This window comes from Enterobacter genomosp. O (assembly GCF_001022965.1).
GTDB classification, from domain to species: domain Bacteria; phylum Pseudomonadota; class Gammaproteobacteria; order Enterobacterales; family Enterobacteriaceae; genus Enterobacter; species Enterobacter cloacae_L.
This window is the reverse complement of the sequence record NZ_LECZ01000027.1, coordinates 849,729-875,756: the sequence shown is the minus strand read 5'-3', so window position 1 is coordinate 875,756 and position 26,028 is coordinate 849,729. Positions and strand designations below refer to the sequence as shown.

The following is a 26,028-nucleotide window of genomic DNA, read 5'->3' as shown; positions in this document are numbered from 1 at the left end:
GTCTGGCGCAAATCACAAAGTTGAACAATAGTACTTTTTATCCCATGCTTAGATAACACGCTGATAAACAAGAGGACGGAATATGAACAAGAACGTAGCAGGAATTCTTAGCGCAGCGGCGGTACTGACTATGCTGGCAGGGTGTACGGCTTACGATCGCACCAAGGATCAGTTTACGCAGCCCGTAGTGAAAGACGTCAAAAAAGGGATGACCCGTTCGCAGGTGGCGGCGATTGCCGGTAAACCTTCTTCTGAAGTGACCATGATTCATGCGAAAGGGACCTGCCAGACCTATATCCTGGGTCAACGTGATGGTAAGGCAGAAACCTACTTTGTTGCCCTGGATGATACCGGTCATGTGATTAACTCCGGCTATCAGACCTGTGCTGAATACGACACCGACCCGCAGGCACCTAAGGCGCAGTAACGCTGCTTACCTGAGTATGTTAACAAACCGGCCCATGGGCCGGTTTTTTTATGCATACGTAAATCTTATTTCTTTGCGCGAATTATTTGCCCGAAATGTGAAGGTAGTCAACAAGCCAGGTCAATGAGAGACAATTTGAGTCTATCCAGAATTATCCCCTGTCTGTACCATTGCGTATACTCACTCCAACGATAAACAACAGTACGCAAGCTACCTGTCTGCCGGGACAGCGAGTCGAGTGATAGCGCGATGGCAGGTAGTCATACAAGAGGGAAATTACGATGGAAAAGAAACATATCTACCTGTTCTGCTCAGCGGGCATGTCAACCTCACTTCTGGTGTCAAAGATGCGTGCGCAGGCTGAAAAGTATGAAGTTCCTGTGGTGATTGAAGCGTTTCCAGAGACGCTGGCGGGCGAAAAAGGCCAGAACGCCGACGTTGTTTTACTGGGGCCGCAAATTGCCTATATGTTGCCCGAAATTCAACGACTGTTACCCAATAAACCGGTCGAGGTGATCGACTCGGGGCTGTACGGCAAGATTGATGGTTTAGGTGTACTGAAAGCTGCTGTGGCAGCTATTAAAAAAGCTGCTAATTAATTTTTATTTTTCCCGTCAAAGAGTTATTTCACACACAATTACGCCGTAACCTCTGTTGCGGCATTTAAGGGTATTTTCCTATGAGTAAAGTCATCGCTTCACTTGAAAAGGTACTCCTTCCTTTTGCTGTTAAAATAGGAAAGCAGCCTCACGTTAATGCCATCAAAAACGGCTTTATTAAATTAATGCCGTTGACGCTGGCCGGGGCCATGTTCGTTTTAATTAACAACGTTTTTCTGAGCTTTGGTGAAGGTTCCTTCTTTTATTCATTAGGAATTCGGTTAGACGCATCCACTATTGAAACCCTTAACGGTTTAAAAGCCATTGGCGGCAACGTCTATAACGGTACGTTGGGAATTATGTCGCTGATGGCGCCTTTCTTTATTGGGATGGCGCTGGCAGAAGAGCGGAAAGTGGATCCGCTGGCCGCCGGGTTATTATCCGTTGCTGCCTTTATGACCGTAACCCCTTACAGCGTTGGTGAAGCCTATGCCGTGGGCGCCAACTGGCTGGGTGGGGCTAACATCATCTCCGGTATTGTTATCGGTCTTGTGGTGGCGGAGATGTTCACCTTTATTATCCGTCGAAACTGGGTTATCCGCCTGCCGGATAGCGTTCCGGCTTCCGTATCTCGTTCATTTTCCGCGTTGATTCCAGGCTTCATTATTCTCTCCATTATGGGGATTATTGCCTGGGCGCTTTCTCACTGGGGCACGAACTTCCACCAGATCATCATGGACTCTATCTCTACGCCGCTGGCGGCGATGGGTGGCGTGGTCGGTTGGGCGTATGTGATTTTCACCTCTCTGCTGTGGTTCTTCGGCGTGCATGGTTCACTGGCACTGGCCGCGCTGGACAGCGGGATTATGACCCCATGGGCACTGGAAAACGTTGCGCTTTACCAGCAGTACGGCTCCGTTGACGCGGCGCTGGCAGCGGGTAAAACCTTCCATGTGTGGGCGAAGCCGATGCTTGACTCCTATATCTTCCTGGGTGGTACCGGGGCGACCTTGGGTCTGATCATCGCGGTCTTTATTGTCTCTCGTCGCGCTGACTACCGTCAGGTGGCTAAACTGGCGCTGCCATCAGGCATCTTCCAGATTAACGAACCGATTCTGTTCGGTCTGCCAATCATCATGAACCCGGTTATGTTCATCCCGTTCATTCTGGTTCAGCCGCTGCTGGCCGCTATTACCCTGACGGCGTATTACATGGGCATCATTCCACCGGTCACCAACATTGCGCCGTGGACCATGCCGGCGGGTCTGGGTGCCTTCTTCAACACCAACGGTAGCGTTGCGGCCTTCCTGCTGGCGATATTTAACCTCGGGATTGCAACCCTGCTCTACATGCCGTTTGTGGCGATTGCGAACAAAGCCGCCACCATCATCGATGAAGAAGAGAGCGAAGAGGATATTGCCCTCTCACTGAAATTCTAAGATTGACCGGCGCGGGGCAACCCGCGCCAGCCACAAGGAGCTTAAAGATGTTAGATTTGGACAGTATTGTTGCAGAAGAAACCGCAGAGAACGATCTTGAAGAAGTGGTGATGGGTCTTATCATCAACTCCGGGCAGGCCCGCAGCCTGGCATATGCCGCACTCAAGCAGGCCAAGCAGGGGGATTTCGCCGCCGCGAAAACCATGATGGACCAGTCCCGCACGGCGCTGAATGAAGCGCACCTGGTGCAGACAAAGCTGATTGAAGGTGACCAGGGCGAAGGGAAAATGAAGGTCAGCCTGGTGCTGGTCCATGCCCAGGATCACCTGATGACGTCAATGCTGGCGCGTGAGCTGGTGGCGGAGCTAATCGAGCTTCACGAGAAGATGCAGTAAGTCAGACTGAGTAGCAGGAGGTCAGCACGATGGAAATTAAAACCGCACTTGAGCAGCAGCTGTTTAATGGCAAGAATTTTCACGTGGTTATCTACAACAAAACGGAGAGCGCGAGCGGTCTGCACCAGCATGACTACTACGAGTTCACGATTGTTCTGACCGGCCGCTACTACCAGGAGATCAACGGCAAGCGCGTTCTGCTCGAGCGAGGGGATTTTGTCTTTCTGCCTATGGGCTCCCATCACCAGAGCTTTTACGAATTTGGTGCGACCCGCATTCTGAACGTGGGCGTCAGCAGACGCTTCTTTGAGAAGCACTACCTGCCGCTGGTGCCGTTCTGCTTTGTGGCATCACAGGTCTATCGGGTCAAAAACGAGTTTATGACCTGGATTGAAACGGTTATCGCCTCGCTTAACTTTCGCGACAATGAATTTGATGAGTTTATTGAAACGGTAACATTCTACGTGATGAACCGACTGCGCCATCATCGTGAAGAGCAGCAGGTGACGGATGATATTCCGCAGTGGCTGCGCAGCACCGTTGAACTGATGCACGATAAGGGCCAGTTCAGCGATAATGCGCTGGAAAATATGGTCTCCCTGTCGGGCAAATCTCAGGAATATCTGACCCGCGCGACGCAGCGTTATTATCGTAAAACGCCCGTGCAAATTATTAATGAAATCCGCATTAACTTTGCTAAAAAACAGCTGGAAATTACCAACTATTCTGTCACCGATATTGCCTATGAGTCAGGATACAGCAGTCCCAGCCTGTTTATTAAAACCTTTAAGAAATTTACGTCATTTACACCGAACAGTTACCGGAAGAATTTAACGGTAATTAATTAACTTTTGACGATTTTATTCGTCACGAATATTGAATTAATTGCTTGCCCATTTAGCGGGAAGAGTACGCTACATCTTGCAGGCGGTTAACCTGATACGCAAAGGGAGATATTATGCAGAAGAAATTAAAAGTCGTAACCATTGGTGGCGGCAGCAGCTATACCCCGGAATTACTGGAAGGTTTCCTGAAACGTTATCACGAACTGCCGGTCAGCGAATTATGGCTGGTTGACGTTGAGGAAGGTCAGGAAAAACTGAATATCATTTTTGACCTGTGTAAGCGTATGGTTGAGAAAGCCGGCGTGCCGCTGACCGTGCACAAAACCCTCGATCGTCGTCTGGCGCTGAAGGATGCGGACTTCGTTACCACCCAGCTGCGCGTGGGCCAGCTCAAAGCGCGCGAACTGGACGAGCGTATTCCGCTAAGCCACGGTTACCTCGGGCAGGAGACCAACGGCGCGGGCGGTCTGTTTAAAGGTCTGCGTACCATTCCCGTGATTTTCGACATCATCAAAGATGTGGAGGAGATTTGCCCGAACGCGTGGGTGATTAACTTCACCAACCCGGCCGGGATGGTAACCGAGGCGGTGTATCGTCATACCGGCTTCAAACGCTTTATCGGCGTCTGCAATATTCCAATTGGCATGAAGATGTTTATCCGTGACGTGCTGGAACTGAGCGACAGCGACGATCTCTCCATCGATCTGTTCGGCCTGAACCACATGGTGTTTATTAAAGATGTCATCGTGAACGGAAAATCGCGCTTTGCCGAACTGCTCGACGGCGTGGCCTCCGGTCGCCTGACGGCGGCGTCGGTGAAAAACATCTTCGATCTGCCGTTCAGCGAAGGGCTGATCCGTTCGCTGAATCTGCTGCCGTGCTCCTATCTGCTGTACTACTTCAAGCAGAAAGAGATGCTGGCCATCGAAATGGGCGAGTACTATAAGGGCGGCGCGCGCGCTCAGGTCGTGCAGAAAGTTGAGAAGCAGCTGTTCGATTTGTACAAAGATCCGAACCTGAACGTCAAACCGAAAGAGCTGGAGCAGCGCGGCGGGGCCTACTATTCCGATGCCGCATGTGAAGTCATCAACGCCATTTACAATGACAAGCAGGCGGAGCACTACGTTAACGTGCCGCATCACGGCCACATCGACAACATCCCGGCTGACTGGGCCGTTGAGATGACCTGCATCCTGGGGCGCGACGGGGCTAAGCCGCATCCGCGCATTACCCATTTTGATGATAAGGTCATGGGTCTGATCCACACTATCAAAGGCTTTGAAGTGGCTGCCAGCAACGCGGCGCTGAGCGGCGAGCTGAATGACGTGCTGCTGGCGCTGAACCTCAGCCCGCTGGTGCATTCCGACCGCGATGCGGAGCAACTGGCCAGCGAGATGATTCTGGCGCATGAGAAATGGTTGCCGAACTTTGCCGCCACGATCGAGAAGCTGAAGTTCAAACAGCAATAAGAGGATGCACAATGGAAAACCTGCTGATCGTTAATGCTGATGACTTTGGCCTCTCGAAAGGTCAGAACTACGGCATTATTGAAGCCTGTCGCCGGGGCGTTGTGACCTCGACAACGGCGATGGTCAATGGTGAAGCGGTGGAACACGCGGCGCAGCTGAGCCGCGAAGTGCCAGCGCTGGGCGTCGGCATGCATTTTGTGCTGACGCTCGGAATGCCGCTTTCGCCGATGCCTGGCCTGACGCGCGACGGACAGCTGGGCAAATGGATTTGGGAACTGGCGGAGCAGGGCGCGCTGCCGCTTGAAGAGATTGCCCGCGAGCTGGACTGCCAGTTTAACCGCTTTGTTGACGTGTTTGGCCAGGCGCCGACGCACATCGACAGCCATCACCACGTGCATATGATCCCGGCGATTTTCCCGATTGTCGCAGGGTTTGCCCAGCGCAAAGGCGTGGCACTGCGCGTGGATCGCGAGGTGCGCGGCTTGCCGGAGGTCAATGTTGCCACAACGCAGGGGTTCAGCAGCGCGTTTTATGGCGAGGAGATCGACGAAGCGCTGTTCCTGAAGGTGCTGGATGATTCCGCTGCCCGTGGTGAAACGTCGGTGGAAGTGATGGCGCACCCGGCGTTTGTTGATAACACCGTGCGTAAGAGTGCCTACTGCTGGCCGCGTCTGGCGGAGCTGGACGTGCTGACGTCGGCCTCGCTGAAATACGCGATTGCCGAGCGTGGGTATCGGTTGGGGACGTTTGGGGATCTTTGAGATAAAGCCCGGTGGCGGCTTCGCCTTACCGGGCCTACAAAACCAATCGAAATGTAGGCCGGGTAAGCGCAAGCGCCACCCGGCTTTTTTTACGCCGGTATCTGGTCAATCTTGCTGCTGCGCGACCACACGCGGTGCGCGGCAAGCAGATCAAACAGCTTCGTCATAAACGCATCGTCTACGTTATCGCCTTCGACAATGCCGTCTTCACCTTGCTCGGCCACCTTCAGCTGCGCTTTAAACTGTCGCGCATCGCCGGACAGCGCGATCGGTTTAAGGTGCTTATAGGCTTCCAGCAGGTAATAAACGGCGTCACCGTTGTTCAGCAGGCTGGCAATATCCCCGCACGGCACAATCACCGCATCGACGGTCAGCGACGGTGCACCGGCAAAGGTCGCCGCCACCGGCAGCACGGAGCCGTCATCGGCGGTCACTTCACCCATGCGGGAATAGAGCAGTTTGGCGTGCACGCCCTGGGTTTTCAGCGCCTGCATGATCCCCAGCACGTCGCTGGCGCGGGTTTTGTCGTTCAGGAGAATGGCGACCACGCGGCCTTTAATCGAGCCGCCCGGCACCGCATACAGGCTCAGCGACGGATCTTTCTTCACGCCGTTAACCTCTTTTGGCGGCGCCAGGTTGCGCTGCTCATCGGTCAGCGTGATGCCCAGGTTATCCGCCACGCTCTGGGCAAGCTGAATATCAATATGCGCTAGCTGATCGACCACGCGCTCGCGGATGTAGGTGCGCACCACTTTGCTGAGCTCAAAGCTGAAGCCGCCGATAATGTGCTGCTGCTCAATCGGCGTCTGGCTGTTCCAGAACAGGCGCGGGTGGGCGTAATACTCGCCGAACGACGGGCTGCGCTCGCGAATTTTGTTGCCGTCGACACGTTCCTGATACGATTCGAATCCACCGCGTTTCGGCGCGGGAGGTGTTTCACGCGGCCAGTTATCGTTGATGGAGTTCGGCTCATAGTTGGCCGGGTTGGTATCAATATCCTGACGGTGCATCCCGTCGCGCTGGAAATTGTGGTACGGGCAGGTTGGCCGGTTAATCGGAATTTCGTGGAAGTTCGGCCCGCCAAGGCGGCTGATCTGCGTATCGGTATACGAGAACAAGCGTCCCTGTAACAGCGGATCGTTGGTGAAGTCCAGCCCCGGCACGATATGCCCCGGGTGGAACGCGACCTGCTCGTTTTCGGCAAAGAAGTTATCCGGGTTGCGGTTGAGCACCATTTTACCCACCAGCTGAACCGGGACCAGCTCTTCCGGGATCAGCTTGGTCGGGTCAAGGAGATCGAAATCGAACTTAAATTCGTCCTCCTCCGGAATGAGCTGCAGGCCCAGTTCATATTCCGGGAAGTCACCCGCTTCAATGGATTCCCACAGCTCGCGGCGGTGGAAGTCCGGATCGCGCCCGGTCAGCTTCTGCGCCTCATCCCACACCAGTGAGGCTTTACCCGCAACCGGCTTCCAGTGGAAACGGACAAACGTCGCTTTTCCCTCGGCGTTGATCAGACGGAAGGTATGAATACCAAACCCTTCCATCGTACGATAACTGCGCGGAATCCCCCGGTCTGACATCGCCCACATCACGTTGTGCAAGGTTTCAGGCTGCAGGGAGACATAGTCCCAGAAGGTATCGTGCGCGCTTTGGCCCTGCGGTATGGCCCAGTGGGGCTCCGGTTTTACCGCATGGACAAAGTCAGGGAATTTATGCGCATCCTGAATGAAAAACACCGGGGTGTTGTTGCCGACCAGGTCGAAAATACCCTCTTCGGTATAAAACTTGGTGGCAAAGCCGCGGATATCGCGCACCGTGTCGGCTGACCCCGCGCCACCCTGCACGGTGGAGAAACGCACGAACACCGGGGTGATCTTATCCGGGTCGGAGAGGAAATCCGCTTTGGTGATCGCTTTCAGGCTCTTATAAGGCTGGAAGTAGCCGTGCGCAGCGGAACCGCGCGCGTGGACGATGCGTTCCGGTATCCGTTCGTGGTCAAAATGGGTGATTTTTTCCCGCAGGATAAAGTCTTCCAGCAGGGTTGGCCCGCGCGTCCCGGCCCGCAGGGAGTTCTGGTCATCGGAGATGCGTACGCCCTGATTGGTTGTCAGCGCAAAACCTTCGCCGCCTTTTCGGTGTGGCTCAAGCGATTTCAGCTTCTCGTTCCCGGTGTCCGGGGATTTCATGCTTCCCGGTGCGGTAGGCTGTTCGCCTGGGGCGGAAGGGCCAGGGGAGGGGCGGTGAGAGCCGTCAGAAGGGGCGAGAGAGTCCATGCCCGGTTGAGATTCTTCAGTGCCATGAATGGGTGACTGATGTGTTTTATCTTTGTTCGACATTGCACGATTCTCCTTGATTCATTGCTAAAAACCCTATTAAGGATAGAACAATGTCGTGAAATGGCTCGCGAACTAAGAGTTTTCACATGCCGTCATTAACGAAAGGAGCCTTCTCACCCACGCGGGGCGCGACGGAAGGTGGCAGAATCGGCTATCATAGAATTTTCCTGCTTCAAGAATTTGCTTTAGTGAACCCGTCGCTTATGAAACCTCTTCGTCAACAAAACCGCCAGGTTATTAGCTATGTGCCCCGCGTTGAGCCCGCGCCGCCTGACCATGCCCTGAAAGTGGAGGGGTATCGCGATGTCTGGCAACTGCGGGGCAAATACGTGGCCTTTGTGCTAATCGGCGAACATTTTCGTCGCTCTCCCACGTTTACCGTGCCGGAGTCAGCGCAGCGGTGGGCGATGCAGGTCCGCCAGGATGAAGAGGTTGAAGAATAACAGCCATAAAAAAACCGCCATCAGGCGGTTTTTTTATTTCTACAGTGATTAACGGTGCGCCAGCTCGGCGTCGTCTTCCCTTTCCAGAATCGCTTTGTCAGTCTGCTTCAGCCACTGGCTGGTCAGCGTACCGGCGGTCATGGAGCCGCTGACGTTCAGCGCGGTACGGCCCATGTCGATCAGCGGTTCAACGGAGATCAGCAGGGCGACCAGCGTGACCGGCAGGCCCAGCGCAGGCAGAACAATCAGCGCGGCGAAGGTTGCACCGCCGCCAACGCCCGCAACGCCTGCGGAACTCACGGTAACAATCCCGACCAGCGTGGCGATCCAGACCGGATCCAGCGGGTTGATACCCACCGTCGGGGCAACCATCACCGCCAGCATGGCCGGGTAAAGACCCGCACAGCCGTTCTGACCAATGGTCGCACCGAAGGAGGCGGAGAAGCTGGCGATGGATTCAGGCACGCCCAGACGACGGGTTTGCGCTTCAACGTTCAGCGGAATAGATGCGGCGCTGGAGCGGCTGGTGAAGGCAAAGGTCAGCACCGGCCAGACTTTACGGAAGTACTTCAGCGGGCTGACGCCGTTCACGCCCAGCAGGATACCGTGCACCACGAACATAATGCCCAGACCCAGATAAGAGGCGATGACGAAGCTACCCAGCTTAATGATGTCCTGCAGGTTAGAGCCGGCAACCACTTTGGTCATCAGCGCCAGAACGCCGTAGGGGGTTAACTGCATCACCAGACGAACCAGCTTCATCACCCAGCTTTGCAGGGTATCAATAGCAACCAGCACGCGCTCGCCTTTTGGCGCGTCGTCTTTCAGCAGCTTCAGCGCCGCCACGCCGAGGAAGGCGGCGAAAATGACCACGCTGATGATGGAGGTTGGGCTCGCGCCGGTCAGGTCAGCAAACGGGTTCTTCGGAATGAAGGAGAGCACCATCTGCGGTACCGTCAGGTCAGCCACTTTACCCACGTAGTTGGTTTGAATCGCGGTCAGACGCGCCGTTTCAGCGCTACCCTGAACCAGACCTTCGGCGGTCAGGCCAAACAGGTTGGTCACCAGCACACCCACCAGCGCGGCAATCAGCGTGGTAAACAGCAGCGTACCAATGGTCAGGAAGCTGATTTTGCCCAGCTGGGTTGCGTTATGCAGGCGCGCAACGGCGCTCAGAATAGAGGCGAATACCAGCGGCATAACGATCATCTGCAGCAGCTGGACATAGCCGTTACCGACAATGTTGAACCACTGAATAGAATCTTTCAGAACTGGATTATCGGAGCCATAAATCGCCTGTAGTGCCAGACCAAATACGACACCCATGGCCAGACCAACCAGCACCTTTTTCGCCAGACTCCACTGTTTGTGGCGCGCCTGCGCGAGAAGCAATAGCAATACAACGAACACAACGACGTTCGCGATGAGTGGAAAATTCATCCCCGTTCTCCTGATTTATTATCGGGTCGGTTTTTACCGATCCTGTTGGCGGAAGGTTAGCAGAAGTGTGATGTAGCGCTTATATCCAAATGGAATGGTTTATGACAAACGGGATGATTTTGTTGGTTTACTGTTCAATCTGGTGATGAATAAAGCGATTAAACTGAAATTGCAGCGAATTAATCATTTGGGAAGACCAGCGGACTGCACTGTTTTCGGGCAGTGTTTGCGGCATCCAGACCGCGTAAGCAAACAGCGCCATGCACAGTGCGCGCTCTAGCTGGTTACCTTTCTGCGGGGCAAGGATGGGAAAACGAAAACGCCAGCGGCAGGGCCACAGCAGCGGCACGCCCGCAGGCGTGAGCATGTCGGCGAGAATATGGCTTAAATAACCCAGCACCATCCCCTGAATGGCGTCGGCAGGGACAATCCAGCTTTCGGGCACTTTTAAATAGAAAAGCGTCAGCAGGCCAAACACGGCCAGCAGGCTGTGCGTAAACCCCCGGTGGCCGAACGCGCGGGCGATGGGTTTCGACACCCACTTCAGGCGCTGTCCGAGGAAGGATTTCGGGTGGTCAATATCGGGCAGCAGACAGGTTAGTACGGCGGAAGGGACAATATGCCACCAGTCCCCCTGCGCCAGCACGGGAGTGAGTTCAGCGTTTTTGGCAAATACTGCGCACGCAATTGAAAAAAGCAGGTGGCCTTCCGCCGTCATGATAAAACCCACGAAACTGTCAATTCATACAGTATAGGGTTTTTATACAGTAGGCGGAAGAGGTGACGGTGTAACTGTTTGTCACAAACCGGCGGGAAGCGTTAACCGCCCTGCAGGTGCCGTGCGGTGAGCTCTGTCAGTGAGGTGAGCTTCACATCGGCCAGGGCAAACCGGGGGTCGTGGCGGCCCTCTTCAGCGGGCACCACAATGGAGCGCATCCGCGCGGCCTTCGACGCCACCATACCGTTAACGGAATCTTCCAGCGCAACGCAGTTGAGGGGATCAAGACCCAGCTTAGCGGCACAATCCAGATAAACCTGCGGGTGTGGCTTGCTGTACGGCAGCTTTTCAGCGGACGCAAGGGCGTCAAAGCTGTCGCGCAGCTCAAACATGGTGAGCACTTTTTCCAGCATATGCAGCGGTGAAGCCGATGCCAGACCGACCTTCAGCCCCTGAGCTTTACACAGCGCAATGGCGTCACGCACGCCGGGCAGCAGCGGCCTGTTCTCTTCGACCAGCGAAATGGCGCGGCTGATTATGCGTGCGGTCACTTCTTCGCGATCGGGTCCAACCCACGGCTGTTGGGCAAACCACAGATCAACCACCATATCGATGCGCAGCCCCAGCGTATCAGGGAGTTCATTACGGCGATTGATATCAACGCCAAGGCTGGCCATGACGTCCAGCTCGGCGCGATCCCACAACGGTTCGGAATCGATCAGTAATCCATCCATGTCAAAAATTGCGGCAAGTATTTGGCGCGGTGTCGACATCACAACGTCTCCTTATCCAGGGTGTTCGACAGACGATAAGTGCTAAGCACACTCTGCAATTTAGCATATTGCTTTTAAAGAGCGGGCGAAATTGATGACCAGCAGGTAGACTTAGGCACAAATAACGCGTCTTTATGAAGAGGAACTGATGACGTATCAACAAGCTGGACGCATCGCGGTCTTAAAACGTATTGCGGGTTGGGTGAGTTTTATTCCCGCCGTCATTTCTACGCTGATCTCTGTGCTCAAATTTATGTACGATCACAGCGAAAAACAGCCGGGTATCAATGCGGTAATGCTTGATTTCGCTCATGTCATGATTGAGATGATGCGTTTTAATACGCCATTTTTGAATGTCTTCTGGTTCAACTCGCCCACTCCGGACTTTCAGCACCAGCTGAATATCGGCTTCTGGATAATCTACGCCCTGATCTTTGTCGCCCTGGCCCTGCAGGCCTCTGGCGCGCGAATGAGCCGCCAGACGCGCTTTTTACGCGAAGGCGTTGAGGACCAGCTTATTCTGGAGCAGGCCAAAGGCCCGGAAGGAATGAGTCGGGAGCAGATTGAATCCCGCATTGTTGTTCCGCGTCATACCATTTTCCTGCAGATTTTCCCGCTCTATATCCTTCCCGTGCTCATCATTGTGGCGGGGTATTTCTTCTTCTCACTGCTCGGCTTTCTGTAACCGATAAGGGTGGCGGTAAGGCCACCCTTTCTCTTCTCAGGCGGCAAGCATGCGTTCGAGCGCCCGCTGCGCGTTGACGAGGTGTTCACCGCCAAAAAGAATGGCACGGTTCATCAGCGTATAGAGCTGATACACCGGCTGACGATCGAGGAAACCGGGCGGCAGAGGGGAAACAGACTGGTACCCGTCGTAGATTTGCGGCGGCTGTTCAGGGTGCAGCGGCAGCATGGCAAGATCGCACTCTCTGTCACCCCAGTAGCAGGCCGGGTCGAAGATGTAGGGGCCGTTGGGACCCAGCGCGCAGTTATCGGACCACAAATCCCCGTGAAGCAGAGACGCCTGAGGCTGGTGGGATGCCAGACGCTGTTGAACGTGCTCAACGATGGCATCAATGTTGCCAAATTCCAGCCCTTTCTCAGCGGCCAGCTCGAGCTGCCAGCCAATGCGCTGCTCGGCAAAAAACGTCGACCAGCGGCGCTGCCAGGCGTTGGGCTGTGGCGTGGTGGAGAGGTCGTTGTCAAAATCGAGACCAAACTGCGGCTGGTCGCTCCATTGATGCAGGCGCGCGAGCTGTTGACCAAGAATGAAAGCATTGTGGGCATCAAGCGGACGGGCAGGGAGATATTCCATGACCAGGAAACTGTAGTCGCGGTCGCTACCCACGGCCAGGACCTGCGGGACGGTCACCGTTTTACTGCGCGACAGCAGCTCCAGCTGATCGGCTTCGGCGGTAAATATCGGGAGCAGCTCTCGCTCGTCGCATTTAACGAAAAGATCGCGTCCTGCGTAGCGTAAATGCCACGCGGCGTGGATCTCTCCGCCTGGCAGTTCGTTACGCAGTTCGATTTCACCTTCACCCAGTTGCTCACTTAAAAGATGACTGATAGCCTGCCACATGTTGTCTCTCCCATGTTGTCTGCCAGATCATAAAGTTAGCGCATAATTGCGGTAAAAAAATACGAACTAACGCACACCTGAGCGGTTTAAATTCATGCAGGGCACTTATTGTTCTTTTTTATGCCAGCTTTCCCAGGTTTCCACGTCAATTTCGGCTGGCTTGTCGGTCACGCTTTCCACCAGGCTGGCGCTCAGCGCTTGAACCTCTTCCTGTCTCAGGGGGCTGATCAGGCCGAATGTCAGGGTACCTAAATCATGGACATTGCCCTCGTCATCCGTGAGCGTGAGGAGAAAATTAGCCCGGGTAAAGGCATTGTTGAGCTCATTCAGCTCGGTCAGCGATGCTGCATGAATGTTGATGGTCACGACGTAGCGGGTGATGTCACCACTGCTCATAATTCACCTCATTGTTATCATGGAATTTTTCTTAGCATAGCCGATAGTTTGCGTTTGGCGACTGAGAGATAGCATTCCCCTCCATAACGATGAAGGGGAACAGGCGTTAATTTTGGGACAGGTAATCGACAATTTTTTGCGTATCGGACAGCGAACAAAGACGCGTGCCTTTGTTGATGGTTGCGGCGCTACCTGCTGCCACGCCGTAACGCGTCATTTCCAGCAGCGACGCGCCCTGCGCCAGTTTCAGCGTCATGGCGCCCACCATGCTATCCCCAGCGCCTACCGTGCTTTGACTTTTCATCGGCGGCGGGACAACCTGAACGGACGACGTTTCATCGACGGCCAGCGCCCCCTGAGGGCCAAGGGAAACCACGACGCGTCGAGCTTTGCCGCTGCGTACCAGCTCCTGCGCGGCGGTGCGAACATCATCAGGCTGCGTCAGCTCGCGGTTGACCAGTGCGCTTAGCTCTTTCTGGTTGGGTTTGACCAGCTCCAGATTGCCCGGCACCAGGGCCGCCTGCAGGGCCTCGCCGCTGCTGTCGACAATGCAGCGGATCCCGCGCTGCTGCGCGGCCTGAATAAGCGCGGTTAATTTTTCCGTGCTGACGCCGGGCGGCAGGCTGCCGCTTACGACCAGCAGCGCGCCGCTTTCTATCGTCAGCACTTTCTCTTCAAGCTTGCGAAACTCATCATCACTGAGTTTCGCGCCGGGCATGACAAAACGGTACTGCTCGCCGCTTGATTCCACGTGTACATGCAGGTTCTGCCGCGTCCAGTCTTTGGCCTCGACGGTCTCTGCGGCCACCTGTTCATCTGCCAGCAGAGAGACCAGGTGTTCGCCGGTCGCACCGCCGACGGGGAAGATTGCCGTCGCTTTGCCGCCGAGATGTGTAATGGCGCGCGCCACGTTGATACCGCCGCCGCCGGGCTCAAAGACCGGGGCGCTACAGCGCAATTTACCTTCCGGGTAAATCTGCGGCGTCAGGGTTGCGGAATCCAGGGAAGGGGAGAGCGTCAGGGTGTAGATAGAAACCATCATTACCTCCTTTTAGCATGGGTTCTTATTAGCCTGGCACCATTTAGCAGGAAGGCAATGTAAATAACAGTATGATTTTAAATATGAATAATGACGAAAAATGCGGTGCGGCTTATATAAAATAAAACGCTTTTTGGGATCGTTCTTATTCAAAAAATGAAATAAGAAATCATTGCTATGTTATTTGCGGCTTTTTATAATTTGTTACCTTTCTCTGGACGCCTTGTCATTGATCCTCAAGAAAGATTCCGGGACCGTGTGGTCTCTTTTTTTGTTGTACGGACTCCTTAATAAAATGAAGCTTTTAAAGACAGTTCCCGCTGCACTGATGCTGGCGGGTGGCGTGTTTGCAGCTATGAACGCAGCCGCCGATGATACCGTTTTTACTGTCATGGACGATCCCACCACCGCGAAAAAACCTTTTGAAGGTAACCTGAACGCAGGGTATCTGGCACAATCCGGTAACACGAAAAGCTCCTCTCTGACGGCGGACAGTACGCTCACCTGGTACGGTAACACCACCGCCTGGTCTCTGTGGGGTAATGCCAGCAACACGTCCGCTAATGACGAACGCTCTTCCGAGAAATATGCGGTAGGCGGACGTAGCCGTTACAACATGACCGACTATGACTACCTGTTTGGTCAGGCAAGCTGGTTAACCGACCGTTACAACGGTTATCGTCAGCGCGATGTGTTTACCGCCGGTTATGGTCGCCAGTTCCTGAACGGTCCGGTACACAGCTTCCGCTTTGAATTCGGTCCGGGTGTGCGCTATGACGAGTACACAGATGGCGATACCAAAACCCAACCGCTCGGTTACGCTTCCGGTACCTATGCCTGGCAGATGACTGACAACACCAAATTCACCCAGGGTGTTTCTGTATTTGGTGCCGACGATACGACGCTGAACTCTGAGACGGCGCTGAACGTGGCCATCAACGAACACTTTGGTCTGAAAGTAGCCTACAACGTGACCTGGAACTCTTCACCACCAGAAACTGCGCCGGATCATACCGATCGCAGAACCACGATTTCACTGGGTTATAAAATGTAATGATGGCGGGCCGATGATGATGTCGGCCCGTTTCTCCTGACCTTTTGACGTCCCATCTGATTACCGTTATTCACTTCTAGCCCCAAATCATTGCCGCCCAACGAAGTAGCAGCATTGCGCCGCAGATGGCAATCAGCACCAGCACCATTTTCCAGTGTTTTACGGCAAATCGTTTTGTTGGCATAACCTAATCCTTGTTCGTTGATATCCACAGTCTACCAAACAGGGACGAAATATGCCCCCTCTCAGGTTCGATTGGGTTATGCCAGCGTAGGGTCAGGCTCAGAACCAGTGGAATCGTTCGGCGAGAATCAACAATAAACCTGTGGCTGAAAGGATGTTCAATATCACAACCGTTCTACTTGATACGTTCATGGTATGCACCTTTGGGTTTAAAGACCTGTTCAAGAGTAGCCCAGCATTTCTGGAATGCGAGCACCGGGAATACGCAACCTGCAAATTCATGCGAAAGTGCCAGCGCATCAATCTGCCGGCAGAGGGTGCAATCTCCCTTTTGTTAGTGTTAACATTGCAGGGCTTACTGTAAATCCGACGTTGTCTGATTTCAGCAGGTGAATGATGACGAACCAATTTGACGATTGTTGGTCAGATGGTGTCGTAATCTATTGTCAAATCACGATTATTTTCTTTGTATATGCTCTTATGTGTGGGGCATCACTGCAAATAAGGATATAAAATGCCTGTAATTACTCTTCCTGATGGCAGCCAACGCCATTTCGACCACGCTGTTAGCCCAATGGATGTTGCCCTGGACATCGGTCCTGGTCTCGCGAAGGCGACTATCGCTGGCCGTGTTAACGGTGAGCTGGTAGATGCTTCCGATCTGATCGAAAACGATGCGACGCTTGCAATCATCACCGCAAAAGACGAAGAAGGTCTGGAGATCATTCGTCACTCCTGCGCGCACCTGCTAGGCCATGCCATCAAACAGCTGTGGCCATACACCAAAATGGCGATCGGTCCGGTTATCGACAACGGTTTCTACTACGACGTTGACCTTGACCACACCCTGACTCAGGAAGATATCGACGCGCTCGAAAAACGTATGCACGAGCTCGCCGAAACGAACTACGACGTCATCAAGAAGAAAGTCAGCTGGCACGAAGCGCGTGAAACCTTCGTGAAGCGCGGCGAGAGCTACAAGGTCTCTATTCTTGACGAAAATATTTCCCATGATGACAAGCCTGGCTTGTACCATCACGAAGAATACGTCGACATGTGCCGTGGACCGCACGTGCCGAACATGCGCTTCTGTCATCACTTTAAACTGATGAAGATCGCGGGCGCCTACTGGCGCGGCGACAGCAACAACAAGATGTTGCAGCGTATTTATGGTACCGCGTGGGCCGATAAAAAAGCCCTGAACGCGTACCTGCTGCGCCTGGAAGAGGCCGCGAAGCGTGACCACCGTAAAATCGGTAAGCAGCTTGACCTGTACCACATGCAGGAAGAAGCGCCGGGTATGGTGTTCTGGCATAACGATGGCTGGACCATCTTCCGTGAACTGGAAACCTTCGTACGCTCCAAGCTGAAAGAGTACCAGTATCAGGAAGTGAAAGGTCCGTTCATGATGGACCGTGTGCTGTGGGAAAAAACCGGCCACTGGGACAACTACAAAGATGCGATGTTCACCACCTCCTCTGAGAACCGTGAATACTGCATTAAGCCAATGAACTGCCCGGGTCACGTTCAGATCTTCAATCAGGGTCTGAAATCCTACCGCGACCTGCCGCTGCGTATGGCGGAGTTCGGTAGCTGCCACCGTAACGAACCATCAGGTGCCTTACACGGTCTGATGCGCGTTCGTGGCTTTACTCAGGATGATGCGCATATCTTCTGCACGGAAGATCAGGTACGTGATGAAGTTAACGCCTGTATTCGTATGGTCTACGATATGTACAGCACCTTTGGCTTCGAGAAGATCGTGGTCAAACTCTCAACGCGTCCGGAAAAACGTATCGGTAGCGATGAGACCTGGGATCGTGCAGAAGCGGATCTCGCCGTCGCGCTGGAAGAGAACGGTATTCCGTTCGAATACCAGCTGGGTGAGGGCGCATTCTACGGTCCGAAAATTGAATTTACCCTGTATGACTGCCTCGATCGCGCATGGCAGTGCGGTACTGTACAGCTGGACTTCTCCCTGCCTCAGCGTCTTAGCGCCTCTTATGTTGGCGAAGACAACGAGCGTCAGGTGCCGGTAATGATTCACCGTGCAATTCTCGGTTCTCTGGAGCGCTTCATCGGCATCCTGACCGAAGAGTTTGCAGGCTTCTTCCCAACCTGGCTTGCGCCAGTGCAGGTGGTAGTGATGAATATTACCGATTCTCAGGCGGATTACGTTAAAGAATTGACGCAGAAACTTCAAAATGCGGGCATTCGCGTAAAAGCAGACTTGAGAAATGAGAAGATTGGCTTTAAAATCCGCGAGCACACTTTACGTCGTGTCCCGTATATGTTGGTCTGTGGTGATAAAGAGGTGGAAGCAGGCAAAGTTGCCGTTCGCACCCGCCGTGGTAAAGACCTGGGCAGCCTGGACGTAAGTGAAGTGATTGAGAAGCTGCAACAAGAGATTCGCAGCCGCAGTCTTCAACAACTGGAGGAATAAGGTATTAAAGGCGGAAAACGAGTTCAAACGGCACGTCCGAATCGTATCAATGGCGAGATTCGCGCCCAGGAAGTTCGCTTAACAGATCTTGAAGGTGAACCACTGGGGATTGTGAGTCTGAGAGAAGCGATCGAAAAAGCTGAAGAAGCTGGAGTAGATTTAGTTGAAATCAGCCCTAACGCCGAACCGCCAGTTTGTCGTATCATGGACTACGGCAAGTTCCTTTATGAAAAGAGTAAGTCTTCTAAGGAACAGAAGAAGAAGCAAAAAGTTATCCAGGTTAAGGAAATTAAATTCCGTCCTGGTACCGACGATGGCGATTATCAGGTAAAACTCCGCAGCCTGATTCGCTTTCTGGAAGATGGCGATAAGGCCAAGATCACACTGCGTTTCCGCGGTCGTGAGATGGCCCACCAACAGATTGGTATGGAAGTGCTTAACCGCGTCCGTGACGATCTGAGTGAACTGGCAGTAGTCGAATCCTTCCCTACGAAGATCGAAGGCCGCCAGATGATCATGGTGCTCGCTCCTAAGAAGAAACAGTAAGGCCTTCAAGCAGCAAAATCTGTGGAGCCTTCGGGTTTCATAGGTTTTGTTCGCCTATGTTTCGTTTATTTAACAATGCGAAGTGGAAGTTATTAAGATGCCAAAAATTAAGACCGTACGCGGTGCTGCTAAGCGCTTCAAAAAAACCGGTGGTGGTGGATTTAAGCGTAAGCACGCAAACCTGCGTCATATTCTGACCAAAAAATCTACTAAGCGTAAACGTCACCTGCGTCCAAAAGGCCTTGTTTCTAAAGGCGATCTGGGTCTGGTTATCGCGTGCCTGCCGTACGCATAAGCCGTTAACGTTTAATTTTTTTACTAAGAATATAGATACAGGAGAGCACATATGGCTCGCGTAAAACGTGGTGTAATTGCACGTGCACGTCACAAGAAAATTTTGAAACAAGCTAAAGGCTACTACGGTGCGCGTTCACGCGTATACCGCGTTGCCTTCCAGGCTGTTATCAAAGCAGGTCAGTACGCTTACCGTGACCGTCGTCAGCGTAAGCGTCAGTTCCGTCAACTGTGGATTGCGCGTATCAACGCAGCAGCACGTCAGAACGGTATTTCTTACAGCAAATTCATCAACGGCCTGAAAAAAGCCTCTGTTGAAATCGACCGTAAGATCCTGGCTGACATCGCAGTATTCGACAAAGTAGCGTTCACCGCTCTGGTCGAAAAAGCGAAAGCAGCACTGGCATAAGCCAGTTGAGAGAGGGAGCTTTGCTCCCTCTTTTGTTTTAACTTCATCAGAACATTGACTTTTACCCGTCCAGGCTTTTCAATAAGGTCTTAACGGTTTTTACCCTACAAGGTAACGCAAGCATGAATGCTGCTATTTTCCGCTTCTTCTTTTACTTTAGCACCTGAATTCAGGAGGCTAGCGCGTGAAAGATGAAACGAAAAACAGCGCCAGATAAGCCTCCCGATGGAGGCTTTTTTTGTGCCTGAATTTGAGAGAATAACTCCACCAAATCGGTGTCTGCACCGACATAATGAGGAAAATCATGTCACATCTCGCAGAGCTGGTTGCCAGTGCAACAGCCGCCATTAATCAGGCCTCAGATGTTGCCGCGTTAGACAATGTCCGCGTCGAATATCTTGGTAAAAAAGGGCATTTGACCCTTCAAATGACAACCCTGCGTGAACTGCCGCCAGAAGAACGCCCGGCAGCGGGTGCGGTGATAAACGAGGCCAAAGAACAGGTTCAGCAGGCGCTGAACGCGCGTAAAGCCGAGCTGGAAAGCGCGGTGCTGAATGCGCGTCTGGCCGCTGAGACGATTGACGTTTCTCTGCCCGGCCGCCGTATTGAAAACGGTGGTCTGCATCCGGTCACCCGTACGATTGACCGCATTGAAAGTTTCTTCGGTGAGCTCGGCTTTACCGTGGCGACTGGCCCGGAAATCGAAGATGATTACCACAACTTCGATGCCCTGAACATTCCTGGCCATCATCCGGCACGTGCTGACCACGACACTTTCTGGTTCGACGCTACGCGTCTGCTGCGTACCCAGACCTCAGGCGTTCAGATCCGCACCATGAAGGATCAGGAACCGCCAATCCGCATTATCGCACCGGGCCGCGTCTATCGTAACGACTACGATCAGACCCACACCCCAATGTTCCACCAGATGGAAGGTCTGATCGTTGATAAAAACATCAGCTTCACCAACCTGAAGGGCACGCTGCATGATTTCCTGAACAACTTCTTTGAGGAAGATCTGCAGGTCCGTTTCCGTCCATCCTACTTCCCGTTCACTGAACCGTCTGCAGAAGTTGACGTGATGGGTAAAAACGGCAAATGGCTGGAAGTGCTGGGTTGCGGGATGGTGCATCCAAACGTGCTGCGCAACGTGGGTATCGATCCGGAAGTGTACTCCGGCTTTGCGTTCGGTATGGGCATGGAACGTCTGACCATGCTGCGCTACGGCGTGACCGACTTACGTGCATTCTTCGAAAACGATCTGCGTTTCCTCAAACAGTTTAAATAAGGGCAGGACAGAACAATGAAATTCAGTGAACTGTGGTTACGCGAATGGGTGAACACCACGCTGGACAGCGACGCGCTTTCTAACCAGATCACCATGGCGGGTCTGGAAGTGGACGGCGTTGAGCCGGTTTCCGGTGCCTTCAACGGCGTGGTCGTCGGCGAAGTGGTAGAGTGCGGCCAGCACCCTAACGCTGACAAACTGCGCGTGACAAAAGTGAACGTAGGCGGTGACCGTCTGCTGGATATCGTCTGCGGTGCGCCAAACTGCCGCCAGGGCCTGAAAGTGGCCGTGGCAACCGTGGGAGCGGTGCTGCCGGGCGATTTCAAGATTAAAGCCGCCAAGCTTCGCGGCGAGCCGTCTGAAGGCATGCTGTGCTCGTTCTCCGAGCTGGGTATTTCCGACGATCACAACGGTATCATTGAGCTGCCGCTGGATGCGCCAATCGGTACCGATATCCGCGAATATCTGAAGCTTGATGACAACACCATCGAAATCAGCGTCACGCCAAACCGCGCTGACTGCTTAGGTATTATCGGCGTGGCGCGCGACGTTGCCGTGCTGAACCAGACCGAGCTGAACGCGCCGGAGATCGCGCCGGTTGAAGCGACCATCAGCGACGTGCTGCCTATTCAGGTTGACGCTGCGGATGCATGCCCTCGCTACCTTGGTCGCGTGGTGAAAGGCATTAACGTTAAAGCACCAACCCCGCTGTGGATGAAAGAGAAGCTGCGTCGCTGCGGTATCCGTTCTATCGATGCGGTAGTTGACGTGACTAACTACGTCCTGCTGGAGCTGGGCCAGCCAATGCACGCGTTCGATAAAGATCGTATCGAAGGCGGTATTGTGGTGCGTATGGCGAAAGAGGGCGAAACCCTGGTTCTGCTGGACGGCAGCGAAGCGAAACTGAACGCTGACACGCTGGTTATTGCCGACCACAGCAAAGCGCTGGCAATGGGCGGTATCTTCGGCGGCGAACACTCAGGCGTGAACGATGAGACGCAAAACGTGCTGCTGGAATGTGCGTTCTTCAGCCCGCTTTCCATCACCGGTCGCGCACGTCGTCACGGCCTGCACACCGATGCCTCACACCGCTACGAGCGCGGCGTTGACCCGGCTCTGCAGTATAAAGCGATGGAGCGTGCCACCCGTCTGCTGATCGACATCTGCGGCGGTGAAGCTGGCCCGGTTATTGACGTCACCAGTGAAGAGACTCTGCCGAAGCGCGCGACCATCACCCTGCGTCGCAGCAAGCTGGATCGTCTGATTGGCCACCACGTTGCCGATGCGCAGGTGACCGATATCCTGAAGCGTCTGGGCTGCGACGTGACTGAAGGCCAGGACGAGTGGAAAGCCGTTGCGCCATCCTGGCGTTTCGACATGGAAATCGAAGAAGATCTGGTGGAAGAAGTGGCCCGCGTATACGGCTACAACAACATCCCTGACGAGCCTGTCCAGGCCGGTCTGGTGATGGGTTCCCACCGTGAAGCCGACCTGTCCCTGAAGCGTGTGAAAACCATGCTGAACGACAAAGGCTACCAGGAAGTGATCACCTACAGTTTTGTTGATCCAAAACTGCAGCAGCTGATCCACCCGGGCGAGGAAGCGCTGATCCTGCCAAGCCCAATCTCCAGCGAAATGTCTGCAATGCGTCTGTCCCTGTGGACTGGCCTGCTGGGCACTATCGTTTATAACCAGAATCGCCAGCAAAACCGCGTGCGAATTTTCGAAAGCGGTTTGCGCTTTGTGCCGGATAATCAGGCAAATTTAGGCATCCGTCAGGATCTCATGCTGGCTGGCGCCATCAGCGGTAACCGCTACGAAGAGCACTGGGACCTGGCAAAAGGCACGGTTGATTTCTACGATATGAAGGGCGATCTGGAAGCGATTCTGGATCTGACCGGTAAATTATCTGAAATTGAATTCCGCGCGGAAGCCATCCCGGCTCTGCATCCGGGCCAGAGCGCGGCCATCTATTTAGACGGCAAACGCGTTGGTTTCATTGGGGTTGTTCACCCTGAGCTGGAGCGTAAACTGGACCTGAACGGCCGTACCATCGTGTTCGAGCTGGAATGGAACCTGGTGGCAGACCGCGTGATTCCTCAGGCTCAGGACGTCTCCCGCTTCCCGGCAAACCGCCGTGATATCGCAGTTGTGGTCGCGGAAAATGTGCCCGCAGCAGATATTTTGGCCGAATGTAAGAAAGTTGGCGTAAATCAGGTAGTTGGCGTAAACTTATTTGACGTGTACCGCGGCAAGGGCGTAGCAGAAGGTTTCAAGAGCCTCGCTATTAGCCTTATCCTTCAGGATACCAGCCGTACACTCGAAGAAGAGGAGATTGCCGCTACCGTCGCCAAATGTGTAGAGGCATTAAAAGAGCGATTCCAGGCATCATTGAGGGATTGAACCTATGGCGCTTACAAAAGCTGAAATGTCAGAATATCTGTTTGATAAGCTTGGGCTTAGCAAACGGGATGCCAAAGAGCTGGTAGAGCTGTTTTTCGAAGAGATCCGTCGTGCTCTGGAAAATGGTGAGCAGGTAAAACTCTCCGGTTTTGGTAATTTTGATTTGCGAGACAAAAACCAACGTCCGGGCCGTAACCCGAAGACGGGGGAAGATATTCCCATTACAGCCCGCCGCGTGGTGACCTTCAGACCCGGCCAGAAGTTAAAAAGCCGTGTCGAAAACGCAACGCCCAAAGCAGAGTAATATGAACTAACCAAAAAGGCCGCCCACGCGGCCTTTTTTCTTTGCGCTCTCTGGCAAACCCGCCGTAAAATCAATTACATCTCACGCTACTAATAACCATACACATGCTTGATTATGCCCATCGCCAGCACCGTTCCGATCGACGTCGCCTGCTTTTGCTGGTGCTGTTGCTCATTGTCGCCGCGGGCGTGAGCCTCTGCGCCGGCGACCGATGGATAGGGCCCGAAAGCTGGTGGGGGCCTGACGGGCAACTCTTCGTCTGGCAAATTCGTCTTCCGCGCACCGTCGCGGTGATTCTGGTGGGCGCCGCGCTGGCGCTGTGCGGCACCATTATGCAGGCGTTGTTTGATAACCCGCTGGCGGAGCCCGGGCTGCTCGGCGTGTCGAATGGCGCAGGCGTGGGGCTGATTGCGGCGGTCATGCTGGGCGGGGGAGAACTTTCCGGATGGGGAATTAGCCTGAGCGCAATTCTCGGCGCATTGCTGATAACCGCGATCCTTCTTCGCTTCGCCAGACGGCACTTATCCACCAGCCGTCTGCTGCTTGCCGGCGTGGCGCTGGGGATTATCTGCAGCGCGCTGATGACCTGGGCGGTCTACTTCTCGACCTCCTTTGACTTGCGCCAGCTCATGTACTGGATGATGGGCGGCTTTGGCGGCGTTGACTGGCACCAGGGCTGGCTAATGACGCTGCTGGTGCCCGTTATCGCGTGGGCTACCCTGCAGGCGCAGCCGCTGAATATGCTCGCGCTGGGTGAAACCTCAGCCCGCCAGCTCGGCATGCCGATAGGGTTCTGGCGTAATGTGCTGGTCATCGCCATTGGCTGGCTGGTCGGCGTCAGCGTCGCTCTGGCGGGGGCGATTGGCTTTATCGGGCTGGTTATTCCGCACATGCTGCGTCTGTGTGGCCTCACGGACCATCGAACCTTACTTCCGGCCTCGGCTGTTGCCGGTGCCGTCACGCTGCTGGTGGCCGATATCATCGCCCGGCTTGCCCTGACAGCCGCCGAGCTGCCCATTGGCGTAGTGACCGCCACGCTGGGCGCGCCGGTCTTTATCTGGCTACTATTAAAAGCTGGACGTTAAATCGACAATCTGAGGAAATATTATGCAGTCAGATATCCTGAATACGAAAGTGACCACCATTGATGGCGATAACACCACGCTTGAAGGCTACAAAGGCAACGTGCTGCTCATCGTCAACGTGGCATCCAAATGTGGCCTGACGCCGCAGTACGAGCAGCTGGAAAACATTCAGAAAGCCTGGGAGAAAGACGGTTTCACCGTGCTGGGGTTCCCGTGCAACCAGTTCCTGGGCCAGGAGCCGGGCAGCGAAGAGGAGATCAAAACGTTCTGTAGCACCACCTACGGCGTCACGTTCCCGCTGTTCAGCAAAATTGACGTCAACGGTGACGATCGCCATCCGCTGTATGCGAAGCTCATCGCTGCCGCACCGAAAGCCGTTGCGCCGGAAGGAAGCGGTTTTTATGAACGCATGGCAAGCAAAGGCCGCGCGCCGCTCTATCCGGACGACATTCTGTGGAACTTCGAAAAATTCCTGATTGGCCGTGATGGCCAGGTCGTTCAGCGTTTTTCACCGGATATGACGCCTGAAGATCCGATTGTCATGGAATCAATCAAGCTGGCGCTGGCGAAATAATGTCGTTGCTGATGCAGCTCACGGACGTTGCCGAGAAGGGACGTCTGGAGCCGATAACCGGTACCCTCAATGCGGGAGAAATCCTGCATCTTGTCGGGCCGAACGGCGCAGGGAAAAGCACGCTGCTGGCGCGGATGGCAGGCCTGACCGGCGGAGCAGGGCAGATAACGTTGCTGGAGCATACGCTTGCTGACTGGTCGCCGGTCTCGCTGGCGCACCGGCGCAGTTACCTCGTGCAGCAGCAGGTGCCTCCCTTTGCGATGCCTGTCTGGCACTATCTGATGCTGCATTTGCACGACAAACAACATACGGCACTGTTGGCGGACGTGGCTGCGGCCCTGGGGCTGGAAGATAAACTGTCCCGGCATGCCAGCCAGCTTTCCGGGGGAGAGTGGCAGCGGGTGCGTCTGGCGGCAGTCATCGTTCAGATCCACCCGGCCGGTAACCCTCACGGGCGGCTGCTGCTTCTCGATGAACCCATGAGCGGTCTGGACGTGGCGCAGCAGGCGGCGCTGGATACGCTGTTAAGCGGCCTGAGCCGAAAAGGCATTGCGGTGGTGATGAGCAGTCATGACCTCAACCATACCTTGCGTCATGCTCACCGGGTGTGGCTGCTTTCGCGTGGAAAGATGATCGCCAGCGGCACGCGGGATCAGGTTCTTACACCGCCCAATCTTGCCCGCGCGTACAATATGTCGTTCCGCAGGCTGGATATAGAGGGACATAAGATGCTGATTTCTACCGGCCAAGAGTAACCGTTTCTTGCCTGTGAGCGCGATT

At 54.2% G+C, this 26,028-nt stretch carries 30 protein-coding genes and 1 other annotated feature; of the genes, 21 read left to right on the top strand and 9 right to left on the bottom strand.

Going from position 1 to position 26,028, the window contains the following annotated elements; translation table 11 throughout:
* The first annotated feature begins 82 nt into the window (after positions 1-82).
* From osmE to chbG, 7 genes are all read left to right on the top strand, one after another.
* Entirely contained in the window at positions 83-427 is a 345-nt protein-coding gene (gene osmE, locus ABR39_RS22935; RefSeq protein ID WP_010430142.1) for an osmotically-inducible lipoprotein OsmE, read from the top strand.
* A gap of 281 nt (positions 428-708) precedes the next feature.
* Positions 709-1,026: a PTS N,N'-diacetylchitobiose transporter subunit IIB gene (gene chbB / locus ABR39_RS22930; protein ID WP_047348881.1), complete on the top strand. Its 318-nt coding sequence runs from the start codon at positions 709-711 to the stop codon at positions 1,024-1,026.
* An 80-nt stretch (positions 1,027-1,106) separates the two neighbouring features.
* Positions 1,107-2,465, top strand: coding sequence for a PTS N,N'-diacetylchitobiose transporter subunit IIC (chbC, locus tag ABR39_RS22925; protein ID WP_047348880.1), 1,359 nt, complete (start codon positions 1,107-1,109; stop codon positions 2,463-2,465).
* Between the two features lie 47 nt (positions 2,466-2,512).
* Positions 2,513-2,860, top strand: a complete 348-nt coding sequence (chbA, locus tag ABR39_RS22920) for a PTS N,N'-diacetylchitobiose transporter subunit IIA (protein ID WP_047348879.1) — start codon at positions 2,513-2,515, stop codon at positions 2,858-2,860.
* Between the two features lie 29 nt (positions 2,861-2,889).
* On the top strand, positions 2,890-3,708 hold the full coding sequence (gene chbR / locus ABR39_RS22915; RefSeq protein WP_047348878.1) for a transcriptional regulator ChbR: 819 nt from the start codon (positions 2,890-2,892) through the stop codon (positions 3,706-3,708).
* A gap of 110 nt (positions 3,709-3,818) precedes the next feature.
* On the top strand, positions 3,819-5,174 hold the full coding sequence (locus tag ABR39_RS22910; protein WP_047348877.1) for a 6-phospho-beta-glucosidase: 1,356 nt from the start codon (positions 3,819-3,821) through the stop codon (positions 5,172-5,174).
* A gap of 11 nt (positions 5,175-5,185) precedes the next feature.
* Positions 5,186-5,935: a chitin disaccharide deacetylase gene (gene chbG, locus ABR39_RS22905; protein WP_047348876.1), complete on the top strand. Its 750-nt coding sequence runs from the start codon at positions 5,186-5,188 to the stop codon at positions 5,933-5,935.
* 89 nt (positions 5,936-6,024) lie between these two features.
* On the opposite strand, the gene katE is transcribed toward chbG, so the two are convergent.
* The gene (gene katE / locus ABR39_RS22900) at positions 6,025-8,274 is read right to left on the bottom strand and encodes a catalase HPII (protein WP_047348875.1); all 2,250 of its coding nucleotides are present in this window, start codon (positions 8,272-8,274) and stop codon (positions 6,025-6,027) included.
* A 167-nt stretch (positions 8,275-8,441) separates the two neighbouring features.
* Here katE and cedA point away from each other — a divergent pair, with 167 nt between their 5' ends.
* Entirely contained in the window at positions 8,442-8,717 is a 276-nt protein-coding gene (gene cedA / locus ABR39_RS22895) for a cell division activator CedA (protein WP_279657047.1), read from the top strand.
* A gap of 48 nt (positions 8,718-8,765) precedes the next feature.
* On the opposite strand, the gene ABR39_RS22890 is transcribed toward cedA, so the two are convergent.
* The 3 genes from ABR39_RS22890 to hxpB all read right to left on the bottom strand — a co-directional run bounded on the left by ABR39_RS22890 (position 8,766) and on the right by hxpB (position 11,648).
* Entirely contained in the window at positions 8,766-10,157 is a 1,392-nt protein-coding gene (locus ABR39_RS22890; protein WP_047348873.1) for an L-cystine transporter, read from the bottom strand.
* Positions 10,158-10,284: 127 nt separating this feature from the next.
* Positions 10,285-10,875, bottom strand: coding sequence for a metal-dependent hydrolase (locus ABR39_RS22885; RefSeq protein ID WP_023335366.1), 591 nt, complete (start codon positions 10,873-10,875; stop codon positions 10,285-10,287).
* 101 nt (positions 10,876-10,976) lie between these two features.
* Positions 10,977-11,648, bottom strand: a complete 672-nt coding sequence (hxpB, locus tag ABR39_RS22880; protein WP_047348872.1) for a hexitol phosphatase HxpB — start codon at positions 11,646-11,648, stop codon at positions 10,977-10,979.
* A 148-nt stretch (positions 11,649-11,796) separates the two neighbouring features.
* Between hxpB and ABR39_RS22875 the strand changes: the two genes are divergently transcribed.
* The gene (locus tag ABR39_RS22875) at positions 11,797-12,333 is read left to right on the top strand and encodes a YniB family protein (protein WP_047348871.1); all 537 of its coding nucleotides are present in this window, start codon (positions 11,797-11,799) and stop codon (positions 12,331-12,333) included.
* A gap of 36 nt (positions 12,334-12,369) precedes the next feature.
* Here the strand turns inward: ABR39_RS22875 and ABR39_RS22870 are convergent, their stop codons facing one another.
* The 3 genes from ABR39_RS22870 to pfkB all read right to left on the bottom strand — a co-directional run bounded on the left by ABR39_RS22870 (position 12,370) and on the right by pfkB (position 14,665).
* Positions 12,370-13,230: a fructosamine kinase family protein gene (locus ABR39_RS22870; protein WP_008500662.1), complete on the bottom strand. Its 861-nt coding sequence runs from the start codon at positions 13,228-13,230 to the stop codon at positions 12,370-12,372.
* A 105-nt stretch (positions 13,231-13,335) separates the two neighbouring features.
* Positions 13,336-13,626: a type V toxin-antitoxin system endoribonuclease antitoxin GhoS gene (gene ghoS, locus ABR39_RS22865; protein ID WP_047348870.1), complete on the bottom strand. Its 291-nt coding sequence runs from the start codon at positions 13,624-13,626 to the stop codon at positions 13,336-13,338.
* 106 nt (positions 13,627-13,732) lie between these two features.
* Positions 13,733-14,665, bottom strand: a complete 933-nt coding sequence (gene pfkB / locus ABR39_RS22860; protein ID WP_047348869.1) for a 6-phosphofructokinase II — start codon at positions 14,663-14,665, stop codon at positions 13,733-13,735.
* A 295-nt stretch (positions 14,666-14,960) separates the two neighbouring features.
* Between pfkB and ABR39_RS22855 the strand changes: the two genes are divergently transcribed.
* Positions 14,961-15,719 (top strand): DUF481 domain-containing protein, encoded by a 759-nt coding sequence (locus tag ABR39_RS22855; RefSeq protein ID WP_047348868.1) that lies wholly within the window; start codon positions 14,961-14,963, stop codon positions 15,717-15,719.
* 76 nt (positions 15,720-15,795) lie between these two features.
* Here ABR39_RS22855 and yniD read toward each other — a convergent pair whose 3' ends face one another.
* On the bottom strand, positions 15,796-15,903 hold the full coding sequence (yniD, locus tag ABR39_RS25785; RefSeq protein ID WP_008500658.1) for a small membrane protein YniD: 108 nt from the start codon (positions 15,901-15,903) through the stop codon (positions 15,796-15,798).
* A gap of 98 nt (positions 15,904-16,001) precedes the next feature.
* Complete coding sequence (gene yncL, locus ABR39_RS25780; protein WP_021241082.1) at positions 16,002-16,094, bottom strand: stress response membrane protein YncL; 93 nt, start codon at positions 16,092-16,094, stop codon at positions 16,002-16,004.
* A gap of 322 nt (positions 16,095-16,416) precedes the next feature.
* Here yncL and thrS point away from each other — a divergent pair, with 322 nt between their 5' ends.
* From thrS to btuD, 11 genes are all read left to right on the top strand, one after another.
* Positions 16,417-18,345 (top strand): threonine--tRNA ligase, encoded by a 1,929-nt coding sequence (gene thrS / locus ABR39_RS22845; RefSeq protein ID WP_047348866.1) that lies wholly within the window; start codon positions 16,417-16,419, stop codon positions 18,343-18,345.
* Positions 18,346-18,348: 3 nt separating this feature from the next.
* Complete coding sequence (gene infC, locus ABR39_RS22840) at positions 18,349-18,891, top strand: translation initiation factor IF-3 (RefSeq protein WP_014069901.1); 543 nt, start codon at positions 18,349-18,351, stop codon at positions 18,889-18,891.
* A gap of 97 nt (positions 18,892-18,988) precedes the next feature.
* Positions 18,989-19,186, top strand: a complete 198-nt coding sequence (gene rpmI / locus ABR39_RS22835) for a 50S ribosomal protein L35 (RefSeq protein ID WP_003030583.1) — start codon at positions 18,989-18,991, stop codon at positions 19,184-19,186.
* 51 nt (positions 19,187-19,237) lie between these two features.
* Complete coding sequence (gene rplT / locus ABR39_RS22830) at positions 19,238-19,594, top strand: 50S ribosomal protein L20 (protein WP_000124850.1); 357 nt, start codon at positions 19,238-19,240, stop codon at positions 19,592-19,594.
* A gap of 117 nt (positions 19,595-19,711) precedes the next feature.
* Positions 19,712-19,836 (top strand) — a sequence feature (Phe leader region).
* Entirely contained in the window at positions 19,717-19,761 is a 45-nt protein-coding gene (gene pheM / locus ABR39_RS26035) for a pheST operon leader peptide PheM (RefSeq protein ID WP_001386830.1), read from the top strand. (Overlaps the previous feature by 45 nt.)
* A gap of 62 nt (positions 19,837-19,898) precedes the next feature.
* Positions 19,899-20,882: a phenylalanine--tRNA ligase subunit alpha gene (pheS, locus tag ABR39_RS22825; RefSeq protein WP_010426091.1), complete on the top strand. Its 984-nt coding sequence runs from the start codon at positions 19,899-19,901 to the stop codon at positions 20,880-20,882.
* 15 nt (positions 20,883-20,897) lie between these two features.
* Positions 20,898-23,285, top strand: a complete 2,388-nt coding sequence (pheT, locus tag ABR39_RS22820; protein ID WP_047348865.1) for a phenylalanine--tRNA ligase subunit beta — start codon at positions 20,898-20,900, stop codon at positions 23,283-23,285.
* A gap of 4 nt (positions 23,286-23,289) precedes the next feature.
* A complete protein-coding gene (gene ihfA, locus ABR39_RS22815) occupies positions 23,290-23,589 on the top strand; it encodes an integration host factor subunit alpha (RefSeq protein WP_003857805.1) in 300 nt (99 codons plus the stop codon).
* A 104-nt stretch (positions 23,590-23,693) separates the two neighbouring features.
* Positions 23,694-24,674 carry a vitamin B12 ABC transporter permease BtuC gene (gene btuC / locus ABR39_RS22810; protein ID WP_047348864.1) on the top strand — a complete coding sequence of 327 codons (981 nt, stop codon included), beginning with the start codon at positions 23,694-23,696 and terminating at the stop codon, positions 24,672-24,674.
* 22 nt (positions 24,675-24,696) lie between these two features.
* Positions 24,697-25,248, top strand: a complete 552-nt coding sequence (locus tag ABR39_RS22805; protein WP_047348863.1) for a glutathione peroxidase — start codon at positions 24,697-24,699, stop codon at positions 25,246-25,248.
* The gene (gene btuD, locus ABR39_RS22800) at positions 25,248-26,003 is read left to right on the top strand and encodes a vitamin B12 ABC transporter ATP-binding protein BtuD (protein WP_047348862.1); all 756 of its coding nucleotides are present in this window, start codon (positions 25,248-25,250) and stop codon (positions 26,001-26,003) included. Before ABR39_RS22805 ends, btuD begins: the two co-directional genes overlap by 1 nt.
* The last annotated feature ends 25 nt before the right edge of the window (positions 26,004-26,028 follow it).